Source organism: Pseudomonas sp. 50_B (assembly GCF_017491625.1).
Lineage (GTDB): Bacteria > Pseudomonadota > Gammaproteobacteria > Pseudomonadales > Pseudomonadaceae > Aquipseudomonas > Aquipseudomonas danubii.
The window spans coordinates 188,609-205,707 of record NZ_JAFGYX010000012.1; the positions used below are offsets into that span (position 1 = coordinate 188,609).

The window sequence follows — 17,099 nt, forward strand, 5'->3', positions numbered from 1 at the left end:
CCAGCCCTTGCGACGCAGGTCAAAGATCGCAGGCACACAGGTATACTGCCGATCCCTGTGGCCCGTCCCTCGGCCCGGCTTTTCTTTCTCTCCTGGAGCTTCCATGACTTCCCCTGCACAACCCGCTGCGGATGACGCCCTGAGCGTTGATCCTGCGGCCGAGCCGGCCACCCCTGAAACCGAGGGCAAGGCTGAGATACCGGCGTTCAAGTTTCCCTTCAAACCATCCGAATTCGCCGCGGCCAAAAACGTTCAGCAGCCCTGGTACAAGAACGGCGCCAGCAATGGCCACACCAAGACCCCCGGCGCAGCGCCTCCCGGTACCCGGCGCTCCATGGGTAAACGTTGATATCGCCGACAATCGAAGACATTGCCTCTATTTGCGCTTTTTAATCGCAATGATGGCTAATTGCTTTAAACCTGAGCTGGATCAGTATTTGTGGCATCAGTGCGCTTAGAGTCAGCAGCCCTGCCGACTCCTCCTAACAATTACGAGCGCGCTTCCCATGAAGATCAACCTTCCGGTTACTGGGCGAAACGTGGACTTTGCCCCTGATGCGAACATCCTCTCGACCACCGATCTGACCAGCGCGATCACCTACGCCAATCCTGACTTCATCGAGATCAGCGGCTACAGCCGCGAGGAGTTGCTGGGCTCGCCGCATAACCTGCTGCGTCACCCGGACATGCCCTCCGCGGCCTTCGGCCATATGTGGCGCACCCTCAAGAGCGGCCGCTCGTGGATGGGCATGGTCAAGAACCGCTGCAAGAACGGCGACCACTACTGGGTCAGCGCCTACGTCACGCCGGTGACCCGCGACGGTCAGGCGGTGGAGTACCAATCGGTGCGCACCAAGCCCAGCGCGCAACAGATTGACGCCGCGGAGCGGGCTTATGCCCGGCTCAGGGAGGGCGGGCGTTCAGGCTGGAGCTTGCTGCCGGTGGTGAGCTTGCGCTTGCGCCTGTGGGCCGCCATCAGCGCCGGTTTTATCGGCAGTTTCGGGGTTTCAGCCTGGCTGCTGCCCGAGTCCTGGATGCTCCAGGGCACGGTGATGGCCATGGGCTGGTGCCTGAGTCTGGTGGCGGTCGGTATGCAAATGCGCCCGCTGGATCGCCTCGCCGAGCGTGCCCGGCAGATCGGCGACAACCCACTGAGCCAGGGCATCTACACCGGTCGTGCCGACGAGTTCGGGCGTATCGAGTTCGCCTTGCAGATGCTCGAGGCCCAAGTGGGGGCGGTGGTGGGGCGGATCGGCGATGCGTCCCAGCGCCTGGCCGGGCATGCCGCAGAGCTGGTGGAACACCTGCACAGCAGCCACAACAGCACCCTGGAGCAGCAGGCGGAAACCGATCAGGTGGCGGCCGCCATTCACCAGATGGCCGCCAGCGTGGCCGAGGTCGCCACCCATGCCCAGCAGGCATCGGTGGCGGCGGATCAGGCGGAAAGCGAAACCCGTGAAGGTCATCAACTGGTGGGCGAAAGCCGCAGCGCGGTGCTGCGCCTGGCCAGCGAGCTGGAGCGGGCCACCGAAGTCATTCATCAGCTGGAGGGCCACAGCACGGATATTTCCGGGGTGCTGGAGGTGATCCGCAGCATCGCCGAGCAAACCAACCTGCTGGCCCTGAACGCTGCTATCGAGGCGGCGCGGGCCGGGGAGCAGGGGCGTGGCTTTGCCGTGGTGGCCGATGAGGTCCGTGGGCTGGCCCAGCGGACCCAGGATTCCACCAACGAAATCCAGCGCATGATCAGCACCCTGCAAAATGCGGCGCGCCATGCCGTGGAGGCCATGCAGCACAGCAGTGCGCATGTGGAAAGCAGCGTCGACCAGGCCCAGCGCGCCGCGGTGGCCCTGGACGGCATCAGCCAGCGGGTCAATCAGATCACCGAAATGAGCCTGCAGATTGCCGCGGCGGTGGAGGAGCAGAGCGCGGTGAGCGAGGACATCAACCGCAACATCATGGGTATTCGCAATGCCTGTGAAGTGACGGTCAGTGCCGGCCAGCTCAGTCATGTCAATTCAGGCGACGTGGCCGGGCTGGCGGGGGATTTGCGGCAACTGGCCCAGGAGTTCTGGCATAAGCGCGGATAGGCCGGTTCGCCGGCCAGCCTGATCCTGCGGGGTCAGGCGGCGCGCAGCGAGATGAAGGCATAGTCCAGGGCCGCTTCGCTGACCACCTGGGCGCCGGCAGCCTGGACCTGGCCGGCGATGTCGTTTCCGGACAGGTGAAAGCGCCAGGGCTGGCTGGATGCCACGGGGGGCGCTGCCTGAACTTGATCGATGGCCTTGGCCAGGGCATTCATGTCGGGCAAGTAGGCGGTGAAGCCGTCGCCCTTTAGGGCCGTGGTGCGAATGCCGAGCAGGGCGCAAATGGCTTCCTTGGTGTGGATATCGTCGCGGTCGGCCTGGCGTGAGCGGCTGATCAGCTCGGCCAGTTCCCTATCCACCAGTGCTCCCCCCAGAATCAGTTGCGGCCCCTGTTCCCAGGATTCCGGCGGGCACTCCTTGGCCTGCGGGTTGAGGGGGATATGGGGATTGATCTCCATGGGGTAGATACGGCACACCAGGGGGCGACGCTCATAGATGCGGCAGAGCTGGTCTTCGTCAAGATTCCGGCAGGGGCCGACGTTGTAGGCGGCAAAGGTGATCGCCACGTAGGCCTCGGTACTGCCACTTTTGACCCGGCAGGAACGGCGCTCGGCGTGCTCGCGCTGTTGCGCCGGCAGCCCCAGGCCATTGCCGAGGAAAGCCTCCACCAGGACGATCACCTGACCGCCGTCGGCGGCCCAGGCCCGGGCTTCGGTGAGGGTCAGGGGCACATGGTGATCGTTGCAGCACTTGCCGCAACCAACGCAGGAAAACTGAGTATTCATGGAGCGAGTAAACCGTTCTGGGTCGACAGGGATAGCGCCATAAATGCTGTTATTGACGCGGCCAGGAGCCGTGTCGAAGCAAGTTGCACGCCAGCTGTCGGGTCTTGATGGCTGTCGCCTAGGGCAGGACTTCGCGACGCACGATATGCATGCCGGTGCTTTCATACAAGCGCCGCGCCCGCAGGTTGTCCTCCAGCACCCTGAGATCGACAAAGCCTTCCCGGCGTTCGGCGAACATCATGAAGGCTTGTAGCAGCAGGGCGCGGCCCAGTCCTTGACCACGGGCCCGAGGGTGCACCACCAGATCCTTGATATAGGCGCTGGTCCAGCACTGGGCCACCGCCACCACGCCCTGCGCATCCCGCACCACCAGACACAGTTGAGGGTCGTACTCGGCATCGGTTTCAAAGGCCCGGCGCCAGTTTTCCAGGGGCGGCACCTGGCCACCGCCGTCCTGGTAGCCCAGGTGCAGCAGTTGATGCACGGCTTCGGCCAGTTCCGGGCTGTAGTGCTGCAGGGTGATGCCCGCCGGCCACTGTGGCGTGGCCTGGGGGACACTGAGGTCACGACGCAGCAGCAGGCAGTGGACCTCGCTCATGGCTCAGGCTGCCTGGCTGGCGATGGTCTTGGCAGCGTCGATCAGGCAGCGGGTCAGTTCCGGCGAGGAGAATTTGGTGAGTACCGCATTGGCTCCGGCCTGGCGTGCTTTTTCGCTGTTCATGGCACTGTCCAGCGAGGTGTGCAGCAACACATACAGATGGGCGAAGTCCGGGGTTTCCCGCAGGGTCCGGGTCAGGGCGTAGCCATCCATTTCCGACATCTCGATGTCCGAAACGATCAGGTTGATCTCGTTGGCCGTGCCTTGCAGTTCCAGCAGGCAGTCGATGGCCTCTTTGGCGCTGCGGGCGGTGTGACATTGCAGGCCGAGGTTGCGCAGGGTGTGCACCGATTGCTGCAGCGCTACCTGGCTGTCGTCCACCACCAGGATGCGCGCATTGCCCAGGGCATCGGCGTCTTCCATGCTCAGTTCGGTGGGCGCCATCTCGATTTGCGCCGGGGCGATGCCGTGGATCACTTTCTCGATATCCAGCACTTGCACCAGCGTGCCGTCCACCTGGGTCACGCCGGTGATGTAGGACTTGATACCGCCGGAACCAAAGGGCGGTGGGCGGATATCGGTGGTCAGGCAGTGGACGATCTTGCTCACCGCCTGCACGTGCAGGCCCTGTTTGGAACGGCTGACGTCGGTGACGATCAGGCAACCGCTGTCCGGGTCGGCCAGGGGGCGCTCGCCGATGGCCCGGCTGAGGTCGATCACCGACAGCGAGTTGCCGCGCAAGGTGGCGATGCCTTTCACATGGGGGTGGGATTCCGGCAGCTTGGTCAGCGGCGGGCAGGGAATGATTTCACTGACTTTAAGCAGGTTGATTGCCATCAGCTTGCCGCTGCGCAAGGTAAACAGCAGAAGCGAAAGCGAGTCTGCGCGGGCTTTGTTGGAGGACATAAAAACCTTCTCTGGAAAAAATTGGCTTGTGGCTCGACCCACGGACAACCCTTGATAACGGGTTATCGACGTATTCAGGACGGGCTTTAGCGGCGAGGCTGCTTTCCGTCGGCCGCTGCGCGAGTCCCTGGATTTACGCCGTGCCCTTTGCTGGCACGCCCGCTCCAGCGAGCAGGCCCTTGGCCTCTACCGCAGGCCCAGGCGCTTGGCCAGGCGGCTGAGGTTGGCCCTGTCCAAGCCTAGCTCACGGGCGGCACTGGCCCAGTTGTGCTGGTGCCGTTCAAGGCAGGCGTTGATCAGTTGGCGTTGATAGTGCTCGGTGGCCTGGCGCAGATCGCCGTTGGTGAGGGCCAGAGGCGCGCTTTCAAGGGCTTGCTCGGGCACGGCAGGCGCCTTTTCGCTGACCCGCGGCAGGTCCAGGTCCGTTGCATCCAGGCTGAGGATCTTCGGCCGTTCACGGCAGTTGCCCAAGGCCTTGAGGGCGCTGCGGCCGATCAAGTGCTCCAGTTCGCGGACGTTGCCCGGCCAGTTGTAGGCCAGCAGCGCCTGTTGCGCATCGGCGCTCAGGCGCAGGCTGCCCAGGCCCATGCGCGAGCGGTTCTGTTCCAGGAAGTAGCCGCTGAGCAGCAGCACGTCCCGGCCCCGGTCCCGCAGGGCCGGCACCCGCAGTGGATAAACGCTGAGGCGGTGGTAGAAGTCGGCGCGATAGCGACCGTTGCGCACCTCTTCTGCCAGATCGCGGTTGGTGGCGGCGATCAGGCGTACGTCCACCTGATGTTCCTTGTCCGAGCCCAGGCGTTGCAATTGGCCACTTTGCAGCACCCGCAGCAGCTTGGCTTGTACCGTCAGCGACAGTTCACCGACTTCATCGAGAAACAGGGTGCCGCCATTGGCCAGCTCGAATTTCCCCCGACGATCCTGGGTGGCCCCGGTAAAGGCGCCGCGCACATGGCCGAACAGCTCGCTTTCCACCAGGGTTTCGGGCAGGGCCGCGCAGTTGAGGCTGATGATCGGTTGCTCCGCCCGGGGCGAGGCCGCGTGAATGGCTTGGGCCACCAGTTCCTTGCCAACGCCGGTTTCCCCGGTGATCAGCACGGTCAGGTCGCTGCCGCCAACCAGATTGATCTCTTCCAGCAAGCGCTTGTGGGCCTTGCTCTGGCCGATCATCTCGCGGTTCTGCCTGCTGGCCTGGCGGAAGACTTCGGCCCGTTGGTGCTCGTTTTCGGCGCGCAGTGCCAGGCGCTCGATGCGTTCGGCAGCGCTGACCGTGGCGGCAGCGAGGCTGGCGAAGGCTTGCAGGGCGTCCAGCTCGATAGGCTCGAAGCGTTGCGGGTCGAGGGCATCGAGGGTCAGCAGGCCCCAGGGGCGTTCATCGACGAACAGCGGACAGCCCATGCAGTCATGGACTTCCAGGTGATCATCGAGACCTTCCACCAGGCCGTCATAGGGATCGGGCAGTTCACTGTCGCTGGCAAAACGGGTCGGTCCCGGGCTGCTGAGCAGGGCGGCAAAGCGCGGGTGCTCGCTGACCTTGAAGCGCCGGCCCAGGGTATCGGTACTCAGGCCGTTGACCGCCAGCGGCACCAGCCATTCGCCATCCAGGCGCAGCAACGCGGCGGCATCGCAGGGCAGCAGGGCTCGCAGGGCCTCCAGCAGGCGGCGATATCGTTCGCCCTCAGGCAGTTCCCGAGACAGGTCGGTCACCAGTGGCAGTAGGGTCGTGAGTAGAGATTTTGCAGTCATAAGGACTCCGCGTTGTCTTAATGACTATAAAGGTCGGCGTGTCTTTATGACTATTTATATTTTAAGTTATTGATTTATAACGATTTAAATTCTGGCATGGAAACTGATTAGTTAAGGGCAACCTGCAAGCAGTCAAAAAGTCCAGGAGTTGTCCCTATGCTAAGCGTTCAAGATCGCGCCATCATCAAATCCACTGTGCCCCTGTTGGAAAGCGGTGGCGAAGCCCTGATTACCCATTTCTACCGGATGATGCTGTCCGAGTACCCCCAGGTGCGTCCGCTGTTCAACCAGGCCCACCAGGCCAGCGGTGATCAGCCCCGGGCCCTGGCCAATGGCGTACTGATGTATGCCCGGCATATCGACCAGTTGGACCAACTGGGGGACCTAGTGGCCAAGATCATCAACAAGCATGTGGCCCTGCAGATCCTGCCGGAACATTACCCCATAGTTGGCGCCTGCCTGTTGCGGGCCATTTCCGAGGTGCTGGGCAGCGAGATCGCCACTCCTGAAGTGATCAATGCCTGGGGCGCGGCCTACAACCAGTTGGCGGAAATCCTGATCGGCGCCGAGGCGGCCATCTACGACGAGAAGGCCCAGGCACCCGGCGGCTGGCGGGGTGCGCGGGAATTCACATTGGTGGATAAGGTCCAGGAGAGCGCGGAAATCACCTCCTTCTATTTCGAGCCATTGGACCGGGGGCCGATCCTCGCCGCCGAGCCTGGGCAGTACATTGGCTTGCAGCTCTTCATCGAAGGCCAGGAAGTGCGGCGCAATTATTCCCTGTCGGCGCTTACCAGCCAGGGCCAGTACCGCATCAGCGTCAAGCGCGAGGCCGGAGGTGTGGCGTCCAACTACCTGCATGACCAGTGCCCGGTGGGCGCGCGCATCATGCTGTTTCCGCCGGCGGGTGAGTTCACCCTGGAGGCCAGCGACAAGCCCCTGGTGCTGATCAGTGGCGGGGTTGGTATCACCCCGACCCTGCCGATGCTGGAGGCCGCGTTGGCGACCGAGCGCCCGGTGCATTTCATCCACTGTGCACGCAATGGCCAGGTGCATGCGTTTCGCCACTGGGTCGACGAGTTGGCGCAACGTTATCCACAGCTCAAGCGTTTCTACTGCTACGCCGAAGACGACGGCATCAGCCCTGCAGCAGACAAACTGGGGCTGCTGACCCGGGAGCAGTTGGCCGACTGGTTGCCGGAGCAGCGTGATCTGGATGCCTATTTCCTCGGGCCCAAGGGCTTCATGGCGGCCATCAAGCGCCATCTCAAGGCCCTGGGCATTCCCGAGCAACAAAGTCGCTACGAGTTCTTCGGCCCGGCGGCGGCCCTGGAATAACCCTCGCGACTCCTGCACAAGCCAGCCCTGCAATGGGGCTGGCTTGTTAATCCTTGCTTAACCTGCCTGTCGTTAATTCCCCACCATGCTGGGATGGCGCTGCCATGCCGGCCCTTTCATTGTGCGTCCCCCAGGCCCGTAAACCTTGGGTATTGCCTTCGATGCAATGCATTCAAAGGTCATGATCAGCGTGTAGACTTCCGGGCACCCGATGGCAATCAGATCAACTTCGCAATTCAACCGTGGGCTGCCGTGAGCAGCACAGGTGGCCCGGTTGGACAGACAACAGAAAAAAGGAAAAGGGATGAGTGACGACAGACTGCGTTTGGGACGTGAACGGCGCTTCCTGGTGCTGCTGGGGGTTATCTGCCTGGCGTTGATCGGCGGTGCCCTGTACATGCAGGTGGTATTGGGCGAGGCGCCTTGCCCTCTGTGCATCTTGCAGCGCTACGCCTTGCTGCTGATTGCACTGTTCGCCTTTATGGGCGCGGCCCTGAGTTCGCGGCGTGGCATCACCATCATGGAGACGTTGGTGGTGATCAGTGCCATCGCCGGCGCGGGAGTGGCCGGGCACCATGTGTACACCCAGTTCTATCCAGCAGTGAGCTGTGGCATTGACGTGCTGCAGCCGATTGTCGACAGCCTGCCCTTGGCGACGATCTTTCCCCTGGGCTTTCAGGTAGACGGCTTCTGCTCCACGCCGTATCCGCCGATCCTTGGGCTGTCCCTGGCCCAGTGGGCACTGTTGGCGTTCGTGCTGACGGTGATCCTGGTGCCCCTGGGCGTGGTGCGCAATCGCAAGAAAACCTACTGATTCACCCGGAAAAGCCCCGGTCCCTCAACAGGGGCCGGGGCTTTTTCATGTCGTTCATCCAGCCGTTGAAAAGTCCGTGATTTGCGGCAAGTGAGGGTGCGGTAAAAGTGCGACATGTTGTCACACTGTTGCGGCCGCAGGCGGGCGGCCGGGGGCTGCCAACAGACTGCATTCCGGGCAACTGGTTCCATACAAGTCTGTCAGTTTATGTAAGCCGCGTTGTTGGGGAAAACCCATAGCCTGCTATCTATACAATTCTTCACAGACCCCGTTTTACAAGGGGTGAAGCCATATGAAAGGCGGCTTTCAGGGGTGGGTAGAGGTCCGGTGGCGGGGCTTTTTTAAGTCCTTTTTGGGGGTTTTTGTTGATAATGAAAATCGTTATGATTGCGATCCTTTGCAACAATCGTGAGCGATTGTTGCGACCAGCGATAAAAATTATTTCGGGATAAGACATGGTTTATAAAACGCGACATATCTACAATCGCCCGCACTGAATTTCCGACGCTGCTCATCCCTGAGCACACGAGGACGGTCGAGGGGCGGATTGAGCGCTCCATGCGACTGCGGGTGTCGGCGCCTTCCAAACTTCCGCACCAAATGGAATTGGTCTGTAACAAGGCCTTTGACCACGAGATCGAATAAGAACCACTGCTAGCCCGGGATGTGTCGTTGAGCGTTTAACGCAACGGGCAGGCCCTTATTCCATTGAAGAAAAATGCCAACCCTTGGCAGGGTGAAGTGTTGGCGATCAAAACCCAACTGCATTGCGCAAGCTGCTTTAGAGGTCGTGAGATGAGTAAAAACAGGTACCCCAGATTACTAGGCTTATTGCCGCTGCTCGGCATGTTGATGCTGGGAGGCTGCAAATGGACCTTGCTCGATCCTAAGGGTCAGGTCGGTCTGGATGAACGAAACCTGATCATCACGGCAACCATCCTGATGCTGCTGGTGGTTGTGCCGGTCATCATCATGACCTTCGCCTTCGCCTGGAAATACCGCGCCTCGAACACGGACGCGACCTACGCGCCGAAGTGGTCCCACTCCACCAAGATCGAAATCGCCGTATGGCTGGTTCCGGTGCTGATCATCATTGCCCTGGGTTATGTCACCTACAAGTCGACCCACGCCCTGGACCCGTACCGTCCGCTGGAATCCGACGTCAAGCCGGTGACCATCGAAGTGGTGGCAATGGACTGGAAGTGGCTGTTCATCTACCCCGAGCAAGGCATCGCCACCGTCAACAAGATCGTGTTCCCGGCCCATACCCCGGTGAACTTCCGCGTGACCTCCGACACCGTGATGAACTCGTTCTTCATCCCGGGCCTGGGCGGCCAGATCTACGCGATGGCGGGCATGACCACCAAGCTGCACCTGATTGCCAACCAGAACACCGAACTTGAAGGTATCTCCGCCAACTACAGCGGCGCGGGCTTTACCGGCATGAAATTCAAAGCGATCGCAACCAGTCAAGAAGATTTCGACGCCTGGGTAAACGAAGTCAAGAAGGCACCTAAACAGCTGGACACCGCTGAATACGAAGCCCTTTCCAAGGCGAGCCAGAACAATCCTGTAGAACTCTACTCCGCGTACGCGCCGAACCTGTTCCAGACCATCATCGACAAGTATGAAGGCATGAAACCGGGCCAGCCGCTCAAGCACGAGAAGAAAGAAAAGGAAGTGGCCGCAACCGAAGGGATGGACGTGAGTTCGCATTCAGCTGCCGGGGCAGAGGAGTAAACGATGTTTGGTAAATTAAGTCTGGAAGCGATTCCGTTCCACGAGCCGATTGTCATGGTGACCATTGCCATGATCGCGCTCGGCGGCGTGGCGCTGTTCGCGGCAATCACCTACTTCAAGAAGTGGACCTACCTGTGGACCGAGTGGCTGACGTCCGTCGACCACAAGAAAATCGGTGTGATGTACATCATCGTCGCCATGGTCATGCTCCTGCGTGGCTTCGCCGACGCCATCATGATGCGTACCCAGCTGGCCATGGCCACCGAGGGTTCGCCTGGCTACCTGCCACCTGAACACTATGACCAGATCTTCACCGCCCACGGTGTGATCATGATCATCTTCATGGCGATGCCTTTCTTCACCGGCCTGATGAACCTGGTCGTGCCGCTGCAGATCGGCGCGCGTGACGTGGCCTATCCGTTCCTCAACTCCCTGAGCTTCTGGCTGCTGGTATCGGGCGTGGTGCTGATCAACCTGTCCCTGGGCGTTGGCGAATTCGCCAAGACCGGCTGGGTTGCCTATCCGCCACTGTCGGGCCTGCAATACAGTCCGGGCGTGGGTGTCGACTACTACATCTGGGCGCTACAGCTATCAGGGCTGGGGACAACGCTGACGGGGGTCAACTTCCTGGCCACCGTGCTGAAAATGCGTACCCCGGGCATGAAGATGATGGACATGCCGATCTTCACCTGGACCTGCACCTGGGCCAACGTGCTGATCGTGGCTTCGTTCCCGATCCTCACCGCTACCCTGGCACTGCTGACGCTTGACCGTTACATGGATTTCCACATTTTCACCAATGAACTTGGTGGCAATCCAATGATGTACGTGAACCTGTTCTGGGCCTGGGGTCACCCCGAGGTGTACATCCTGATCCTGCCGGCGTTCGGTATCTTCTCCGAAGTCATCTCGACCTTCTCGGGCAAGCGCCTGTTCGGCCACCACTCGATGATCTACGCGTCCGGCGCGATCTCGATCCTGGGCTTCATGGTCTGGCTGCACCACTTCTTCACCATGGGTTCGGGGGCCAGCGTCAACGCCTTCTTCGGCCTGGCAACCATGCTGATCTCGATCCCGACGGGGGTGAAGCTGTTCAACTGGCTGTTCACCATCTACCACGGCCGTCTGCGCATCACCAGCCAGGTTCTGTGGACCCTGGGCTTCATGGTGACCTTCGCCATCGGCGGCATGACCGGCGTACTGCTGGCCATTCCGGGTGCGGACTTCGTCCTGCACAACAGCCTGTTCGTGATCGCTCACTTCCACAACGTGATCATCGGCGGCGCGGTATTCGGCTACATCGCCGGCTTCAGCTTCTACTTCCCGAAAGCCTTCGGCTTCAAGCTGCATGAAGGTTGGGGCAAGGCTGCCTTCTGGTTCTGGATCTCGGGCTTCTTCGTCGCGTTCATGCCGCTCTATGCACTGGGCTTCATGGGCATGACCCGTCGTCTGAACGCCACCACCAACCCTGAGTGGGTGCCATACCTGTACGTGGCCATGGTGGGTGCACTGATGATCGCTGTGGGTATCGCCTGCCAGCTGATCCAGCTGTACGTCAGCGTGCGTGACCGCAAGCAGAACATGTGTGTGTCCGGCGACCCATGGAACGCCCACACCCTGGAATGGTCGACCTCGTCGCCACCACCGTTCTACAACTTCGCGGTACTGCCCAAGGCCGACGGCATCGATCCGTTCACCGAAGCCAAGGAAGACGGTACCGCCTACGCGAAGCCAAGCCGCTACCAGCCGATCCACATGCCCAACAACACCGCTACCGGTGTGGTCATGGGGGCCCTGCTGACCGTGTTCGGTTTCGCCATGATCTGGCACATCTGGTGGCTGGCCATCGCAAGCCTGGCCGGCACCGTGATCTATTTCGCGATCCACGCTGCCCGTGATGATCAAGGCTACATGGTGCCGGTCGAGACGATCGAACGCATCGAAGCCGAGCAGCACAAGCGTCTGGTATCGGAGAACAAGATCCCGGCTACCCGTGTTGAAACCTCGTTGGAACAGGCTTAATCCATGTCGAACTTAGTGACCAATGCTGGACACGCCCATGTCGATGACCATGGGCACGATGACCATCACCACGACTCGGGCGAGATGACCGTATTCGGTTTCTGGCTCTACCTGATGACCGACTGCATTCTGTTTGCGTCGATCTTCGCGGTATACGCGGTACTGGTTAACAACGTAGCGGGTGGCCCGTCGGGCCACGACATCTTCGAACTGCCTTACGTACTGGGCGAAACCGCTCTGCTGCTGTTCAGTTCGATCACCTACGGCTTCGCCATGCTGGCGTTCTTCCGGGGCAACAAGAAGCAGGTACTGGGCTGGCTGGGCATGACCTTCCTGTTCGGCCTGGGCTTCATCGGCATGGAGATCAACGAGTTCCACCTGCTGATCTCCGAAGGCTACGGCCCTAGCCGTTCCGGCTTCCTGTCCGGGTTCTTCACCCTGGTCGGCACCCACGGTCTGCACGTGACCAGCGGTCTGATCTGGATGGCGATCATGATGTATCAGGTGCAGAAAAACGGCCTGACGGCGACCAACAAGACCCGTCTGAGCTGCCTGAGCCTGTTCTGGCACTTCCTGGACGTGGTGTGGATCTGCGTATTCACCGTTGTTTACCTGATGGGGACTATGTAAATGGCCAACACACACTCCCACGACGAAGCCGGTCACGGCAGCGTCAAGTCCTACGCCATCGGCTTCATCCTGTCGGTCATCCTGACACTGATCCCGTTCGGCCTGGTGATGTACCCGTCGCTGCCCAAAGACGTGACCCTGTGGATCGTCCTGGCGTTCGCGGTCATCCAGGTGATCGTTCACCTGGTGTACTTCCTGCACCTGGACCGTTCCGCGGCACAGCGCAACAACGTGGTGGCGTTCATCTTCGCCGCGCTGGTCATTGTTCTGCTGGTTGGTCTGTCGTTGTGGATCATGTTCAGCATCCACACCGTCATGATGGCCAAGTGAGGTAAACCCGATGTCGCTCAAGCACTTTATCCAAATCACCAAACCGGGGATCATTTTCGGTAACGTGCTTTCTGTGGCAGGCGGGTTTTTCCTGGCCTCGAAAGGGCATGTCGATCTGGCCATTTTCCTGGCCGCCATGATCGGCACCTCGCTGGTGGTAGCGTCCGGTTGCGTGTTCAACAACTGCATCGACCGTGACATCGACCTGAAGATGGAGCGCACCAAGAACCGGGTGCTGGTCCAGGGCCTGATCTCCCTGGAAGCGGCCCTGGTCTATGCCTCCCTCCTCGGGATCGCCGGCGTCGCCCTGCTGTACTACGTGGCCAACCCGTTGGCCGCGTTGTTCGCGGTCATCGGCTTTGTCATCTACGTCGGCCTCTATAGCCTGTACCTCAAGCGCAAGTCGGTTCACGGCACGCTGGTGGGCAGTCTGTCCGGGGCCATGCCGCCGGTGATCGGTTATGTGGCCGTGAGCAATAGCTTCGACATGGCCGCGCTGACCCTGCTGGTGATGTTCAGCCTGTGGCAGATGCCGCATTCCTACGCCATCGCGATCTTCCGCTTCAACGATTACCTGGCCGCATCGATTCCGGTGCTGCCGGTGAAGCGCGGCATTCGCGTGGCCAAGAAGCACATCCTGCTCTACATCCTGGCGTTCCTGGTGGCGACCCTGATGCTGACCTTCAGCGGTTACGCCGGCATGAGCTACCTGGCGGTAGCGGCGGCGATGGGCATGTACTGGCTGTACATGGCCTGGACCGGCTACAAGGCGGTGGATGACACCGTGTGGGCGCGCAAGCTGTTCGTGTTCTCGATCTTCACCATCACCGCGCTGAGCGTGATGATGTCGGTGGATTTCAAGGCACCGACCGAGCTCTTGCTGACCTACGCGCACTAAGCTGTCCAGGCCACAGAAAAGCCCCGCCTTCGTAAGAAGCGCGGGGTTTTTTTTGCCGCGTCGTTACATCATTTAAAGTTTTTCGGCCCAGTACGATCCCCGGGCTGGGTAAAATTGCCGGTTCGTTGATTAAGCCTGAGTGGATGTCATGCAAAGCCGTATTGAAATGAACGACTCCAGGGCGCGCTACGGCGCGGTCAGTCGTGGGTTGCACTGGGCCATGGCGCTGGCTTTTGCCTGGATCTATTGCTCGACCGCCGCCCATTACCTGCTGGAGGATTCGGCACTGGACAAGTTCCTCTGGCCGACCCACAAGCAAGTCGGGCTGCTATTGATGGGGCTGTTGCTGGTGCGGCTGCTCTGGAGCCTGCTGAACCGCCATCGTCGGCCGCCGAGCCTGAACCTGGCCGCGCGCCTGGGGCATGGGTTGCTGTATGCCGGCATGTTCGCCATCCCGTTTCTCGGCCTGCTGCGCCAGTACGGTTCCGGGCGAGCGTTTTCCGCCTTCGGGCTGCCGGTGATGAGCGGCTTCGAAGGGCCGAAGATCCAGTGGATGACCGACCTGGGCAACAGCTTCCACAGCCTGCTGGGCTGGACCTTGCTGGTACTGATCGTAGGCCATGTGGCGGCGGTGATCCTGCATTGTGTCAAAGGCCAGGGGCATGTACTGCGGCGCATGGCGGGTAGCACGACCTCGGCTTGATTGATCGTCCGAGCAGAGAAAACCCCGTCTTCGAGAGACGGGCGGGGTTGTTTATCCAGAGCCCGCCATTGGGCTGTTCAAACCATACAAATGACTCAACCTTTGCAGGAAGCAGAATGATGAAAAAAATAGCCGTTGTCGTTTTTAGTGGCGGGCAGGACTCAACAACCTGTTTGATCCATGCACTGCCGGCTTATGACGAAGTGCACTGTATTACGTTTGACTATGGTCAGCGTCATCACGCGGAAATCGAAACGGCACAGAGACTGTCCAAACAATTAGGAGCGACAGTCCACAAGGTACTGGACGCTTCGTTGTTGAATGAGCTGGCGATCAGTAGCCTCACTCGGGACAATATTCCCGTTCCGACGGTAAACAGTTCCGGTGAAAGCTTGCCGAGCACTTTTGTACCAGGAAGAAATATTCTGTTTTTAACGTTGGCTTCTATATATGCCTATCAAGTAAAGGCTGAGACTGTCATTACCGGGGTGTGTGAGACAGACTTTTCCGGTTATCCCGATTGTCGGGACGAGTTCGTGAAAGCCTTGAATAAGGCCCTTGAATTGGGAATGGAGTACCGGCTGCGTCTTGAAACCCCGTTGATGTGGCTAAACAAGGCAGAGACTTGGGCGCTGGCGGACTACCACAACCGTTTGGATCTGATTCGCGAGCAAACACTGACTTGCTATAACGGTGTCATCGGAAGTGGCTGTGCTAATTGTGATGCTTGCAACCTTCGTGCAAGAGGCTTGAGCAGTTACTTGGAGAATAGAGCTGAAGTGATGAATAGCTTGAAAAGCAAAATGGCTCTGAAATAATTTATAAGTGCTGACTCGCCATTGCTATTCAATACTGCACCTGTCTTTGAAACAGGTGAGTATTGAATTCAATGGCTTCCGCCTATTGTATGTCTATTTTCCTACCTGGTTATCTGTGACGTATCTCTTGAATAGTGATCGCGCACCATAGGCAGGTAGAATGTTGAAAAAAGCAAAGCATACTTTGATCGCGATCTGGACATAAATCATGCTCAGAATATCGTTGTTCTGCATTGCTCCATAAAAAGCAATGAAGCAGAACAGGAAGCTGTCGATGATTACTGCAAACAAGGTGCTCAGGAATATACGCAGGAAGAGGAATCTAGAGTTTGTCAGTTCCTTTATCTTGCATAGTAAGTATGAGTTTACGTTTTCCGAAACAAGGAAAGAAACGGAGGAGGCAATCAATACGGAGGTCACCTGAATGATGACGTCGTTATAGGGTTTGTCGAGCTTCCAGTCGGGCAGTCCAGGGAGAAAAGTCGAAGCATAAAGGAGGATGATGATCATTGCGTTGCTTGCAAAAGCAAAGAAAATGGCTTTTCTTGCAAGTCTGAGTCCGAAGTTTTCGTTCAGCAGGTCAACGATCAAAAATGTCAGGGGATAAAGAAAGGTGCCGGGAGTAATGATGATATTGAGCGACTCCAGATAAATTGGCTTTGTCGCAGCAATGCTGGTGAAAATATAGAATGTAAAGAGTAGTAGGTTCAGGATGATATAAATCATCCATGAGTTTTCATGGCGATCATTCAGGTCGTAGGCAGTAAGTGCTCCTCCTTGAGAATAGAATTTTTTATACAGGTTTCTGATTTCCATTTTGTTCAGGTTGTCCATTATTTCACTGTTCAGTACTTCGTTCAGCTTTATTCTGATGACCTTGCCTGTGGCGATAATCATAATCACGGCCAGATTCTTATTGTTTTCAAAGCCTAATAATTTATATTTGCTGTTCTCGATTTCACTTTCAAATGCTGTCATGGAATCGCTCCTCGATGATGTCTCCCACGATGCACATATCATCCGAGCTGGAGTACGGAGTGTTTACGATGAACAGTTTCTTTGTCAGCCTGTCGTAAACGAGTTTTTCCTTGTCGTCTGTCGATGACCCTTTTTGCACGATCAAAAGGTCGCCAGATTCATTCATGTCACGTATTTCATTCTCAAGCAGTACCGCTATCAAGTTGTGAGATGTGCCGAAATAATAGGTCAGCGGATAAAGCGTGGCCAGTTCGCCGATGCGTCTATCGAGATTGGCGATCAGCAGACTTTCCTTGATGATTGGCACAGCGGCGGGATTCATGTTGCCTTGAGGTGAAATGCTGCTTTCGATGATCTCCTTTTCTTCAAAGTCGATGGTTTCTATTTCTTCGTAGGAAACACCGAAGAAGTCGGAAATCTTTCGAATGGTGGATTGCTGTACATTAGTAACCTTGCCTTCCAGTATGTTGTATATGGTCGTTCTGGTCAGGCCACTAGCGTTGCACAAAGATAATTGCGTTTCGCCGCGACTTTTTATCAAGTATTTGATATTGCTCTTCAAATACTCTGTTCTTTCTCTTCTGTGCATCAAATGCTCACCATTTCCTTATAGTCGTCAGGCATCGAGACGTTTATAGAAGTTATGCCGTATATGGCTCTCGGCATGTGTTATGCCAAGCGCTGGGCTACTGCAGCGAAAGTGGGCAGG

General features: G+C 58.5%; 17 protein-coding genes and 1 pseudogene. 11 read left to right on the forward strand and 7 right to left on the reverse strand.

Annotated features, from left to right (window positions below):
- Positions 1 to 103 precede the first annotated feature (103 nt).
- Positions 104 to 349 (forward strand): hypothetical protein, encoded by a 246-nt coding sequence (locus J5M73_RS18675; protein ID WP_102860335.1) that lies wholly within the window; start codon positions 104 to 106, stop codon positions 347 to 349.
- Positions 350 to 506: 157 nt separating this feature from the next.
- Positions 507 to 2,090, forward strand: coding sequence for a PAS domain-containing methyl-accepting chemotaxis protein (locus J5M73_RS18680; RefSeq protein ID WP_207815971.1), 1,584 nt, complete (start codon positions 507 to 509; stop codon positions 2,088 to 2,090).
- A gap of 32 nt (positions 2,091 to 2,122) precedes the next feature.
- Here J5M73_RS18680 and J5M73_RS18685 read toward each other — a convergent pair whose 3' ends face one another.
- The 4 genes from J5M73_RS18685 to norR form a co-directional block, all read right to left on the reverse strand.
- Positions 2,123 to 2,872: a YkgJ family cysteine cluster protein gene (locus tag J5M73_RS18685; protein WP_115580874.1), complete on the reverse strand. Its 750-nt coding sequence runs from the start codon at positions 2,870 to 2,872 to the stop codon at positions 2,123 to 2,125.
- A gap of 118 nt (positions 2,873 to 2,990) precedes the next feature.
- Positions 2,991 to 3,470, reverse strand: a complete 480-nt coding sequence (locus J5M73_RS18690) for an N-acetyltransferase (protein ID WP_102880860.1) — start codon at positions 3,468 to 3,470, stop codon at positions 2,991 to 2,993.
- Between the two features lie 3 nt (positions 3,471 to 3,473).
- Complete coding sequence (locus J5M73_RS18695; RefSeq protein WP_102860339.1) at positions 3,474 to 4,376, reverse strand: chemotaxis protein; 903 nt, start codon at positions 4,374 to 4,376, stop codon at positions 3,474 to 3,476.
- Positions 4,377 to 4,562: 186 nt separating this feature from the next.
- The gene (gene norR, locus J5M73_RS18700; protein WP_207815973.1) at positions 4,563 to 6,119 is read right to left on the reverse strand and encodes a nitric oxide reductase transcriptional regulator NorR; all 1,557 of its coding nucleotides are present in this window, start codon (positions 6,117 to 6,119) and stop codon (positions 4,563 to 4,565) included.
- Between the two features lie 156 nt (positions 6,120 to 6,275).
- Between norR and hmpA the strand changes: the two genes are divergently transcribed.
- Together hmpA and J5M73_RS18710 are read left to right on the forward strand one after the other, a co-directional pair.
- Positions 6,276 to 7,457: an NO-inducible flavohemoprotein gene (gene hmpA / locus J5M73_RS18705; protein WP_207815975.1), complete on the forward strand. Its 1,182-nt coding sequence runs from the start codon at positions 6,276 to 6,278 to the stop codon at positions 7,455 to 7,457.
- Between the two features lie 304 nt (positions 7,458 to 7,761).
- Positions 7,762 to 8,271, forward strand: coding sequence for a disulfide bond formation protein B (locus J5M73_RS18710; RefSeq protein WP_115580870.1), 510 nt, complete (start codon positions 7,762 to 7,764; stop codon positions 8,269 to 8,271).
- 573 nt (positions 8,272 to 8,844) lie between these two features.
- Here J5M73_RS18710 and J5M73_RS32175 read toward each other — a convergent pair.
- A pseudogene (locus J5M73_RS32175) lies at positions 8,845 to 9,039 on the reverse strand (hypothetical protein); the annotation flags it as partial.
- A gap of 27 nt (positions 9,040 to 9,066) precedes the next feature.
- Here J5M73_RS32175 and cyoA point away from each other — a divergent pair.
- From cyoA to queC, 7 genes are all read left to right on the forward strand, one after another.
- Positions 9,067 to 10,011, forward strand: a complete 945-nt coding sequence (gene cyoA, locus J5M73_RS18715) for a ubiquinol oxidase subunit II (RefSeq protein ID WP_102860343.1) — start codon at positions 9,067 to 9,069, stop codon at positions 10,009 to 10,011.
- Between the two features lie 3 nt (positions 10,012 to 10,014).
- Positions 10,015 to 12,033: a cytochrome o ubiquinol oxidase subunit I gene (cyoB, locus tag J5M73_RS18720; RefSeq protein ID WP_102860344.1), complete on the forward strand. Its 2,019-nt coding sequence runs from the start codon at positions 10,015 to 10,017 to the stop codon at positions 12,031 to 12,033.
- Between the two features lie 3 nt (positions 12,034 to 12,036).
- On the forward strand, positions 12,037 to 12,663 hold the full coding sequence (locus J5M73_RS18725; protein ID WP_025129487.1) for a cytochrome o ubiquinol oxidase subunit III: 627 nt from the start codon (positions 12,037 to 12,039) through the stop codon (positions 12,661 to 12,663).
- Positions 12,664 to 12,993, forward strand: coding sequence for a cytochrome o ubiquinol oxidase subunit IV (gene cyoD / locus J5M73_RS18730; RefSeq protein ID WP_102860345.1), 330 nt, complete (start codon positions 12,664 to 12,666; stop codon positions 12,991 to 12,993). It begins immediately after the preceding gene.
- A gap of 10 nt (positions 12,994 to 13,003) precedes the next feature.
- Entirely contained in the window at positions 13,004 to 13,891 is an 888-nt protein-coding gene (cyoE, locus tag J5M73_RS18735; protein ID WP_102860346.1) for a heme o synthase, read from the forward strand.
- Between the two features lie 148 nt (positions 13,892 to 14,039).
- Positions 14,040 to 14,594, forward strand: a complete 555-nt coding sequence (locus tag J5M73_RS18740; protein WP_102860347.1) for a cytochrome b — start codon at positions 14,040 to 14,042, stop codon at positions 14,592 to 14,594.
- Between the two features lie 119 nt (positions 14,595 to 14,713).
- Complete coding sequence (gene queC, locus J5M73_RS18745) at positions 14,714 to 15,412, forward strand: 7-cyano-7-deazaguanine synthase QueC (RefSeq protein ID WP_102860990.1); 699 nt, start codon at positions 14,714 to 14,716, stop codon at positions 15,410 to 15,412.
- 93 nt (positions 15,413 to 15,505) lie between these two features.
- On the opposite strand, the gene J5M73_RS18750 is transcribed toward queC, so the two are convergent.
- On the reverse strand, positions 15,506 to 16,390 hold the full coding sequence (locus J5M73_RS18750) for a queuosine precursor transporter (protein WP_102860348.1): 885 nt from the start codon (positions 16,388 to 16,390) through the stop codon (positions 15,506 to 15,508).
- Positions 16,377 to 16,979, reverse strand: a complete 603-nt coding sequence (locus tag J5M73_RS18755) for a helix-turn-helix transcriptional regulator (RefSeq protein ID WP_102860349.1) — start codon at positions 16,977 to 16,979, stop codon at positions 16,377 to 16,379. The genes J5M73_RS18750 and J5M73_RS18755 overlap by 14 nt, the downstream gene beginning before the upstream one ends.
- Positions 16,980 to 17,099: the final 120 nt, after the last annotated feature.

Coding starts and splice junctions, on each gene's coding strand:
- J5M73_RS18740 (WP_102860347.1), top strand. CDS start 14,040: ATGCAAAGCCGTATTGAAATGAACGACTCCAGGGCGCGCTACGGCGCG.
- J5M73_RS18755 (WP_102860349.1), bottom strand. CDS start 16,979: ATGCACAGAAGAGAAAGAACAGAGTATTTGAAGAGCAATATCAAATAC.
- cyoB (WP_102860344.1), top strand. CDS start 10,015: ATGTTTGGTAAATTAAGTCTGGAAGCGATTCCGTTCCACGAGCCGATT.
- cyoE (WP_102860346.1), top strand. CDS start 13,004: ATGTCGCTCAAGCACTTTATCCAAATCACCAAACCGGGGATCATTTTC.
- cyoA (WP_102860343.1), top strand. CDS start 9,067: ATGAGTAAAAACAGGTACCCCAGATTACTAGGCTTATTGCCGCTGCTC.
- hmpA (WP_207815975.1), top strand. CDS start 6,276: ATGCTAAGCGTTCAAGATCGCGCCATCATCAAATCCACTGTGCCCCTG.
- J5M73_RS18675 (WP_102860335.1), top strand. CDS start 104: ATGACTTCCCCTGCACAACCCGCTGCGGATGACGCCCTGAGCGTTGAT.
- J5M73_RS18685 (WP_115580874.1), bottom strand. CDS start 2,872: ATGAATACTCAGTTTTCCTGCGTTGGTTGCGGCAAGTGCTGCAACGAT.
- J5M73_RS18710 (WP_115580870.1), top strand. CDS start 7,762: ATGAGTGACGACAGACTGCGTTTGGGACGTGAACGGCGCTTCCTGGTG.
- cyoD (WP_102860345.1), top strand. CDS start 12,664: ATGGCCAACACACACTCCCACGACGAAGCCGGTCACGGCAGCGTCAAG.
- queC (WP_102860990.1), top strand. CDS start 14,714: ATGAAAAAAATAGCCGTTGTCGTTTTTAGTGGCGGGCAGGACTCAACA.
- J5M73_RS18680 (WP_207815971.1), top strand. CDS start 507: ATGAAGATCAACCTTCCGGTTACTGGGCGAAACGTGGACTTTGCCCCT.
- J5M73_RS18695 (WP_102860339.1), bottom strand. CDS start 4,376: ATGTCCTCCAACAAAGCCCGCGCAGACTCGCTTTCGCTTCTGCTGTTT.
- J5M73_RS18690 (WP_102880860.1), bottom strand. CDS start 3,470: ATGAGCGAGGTCCACTGCCTGCTGCTGCGTCGTGACCTCAGTGTCCCC.
- norR (WP_207815973.1), bottom strand. CDS start 6,119: ATGACTGCAAAATCTCTACTCACGACCCTACTGCCACTGGTGACCGAC.
- J5M73_RS18750 (WP_102860348.1), bottom strand. CDS start 16,390: ATGACAGCATTTGAAAGTGAAATCGAGAACAGCAAATATAAATTATTA.
- J5M73_RS18725 (WP_025129487.1), top strand. CDS start 12,037: ATGTCGAACTTAGTGACCAATGCTGGACACGCCCATGTCGATGACCAT.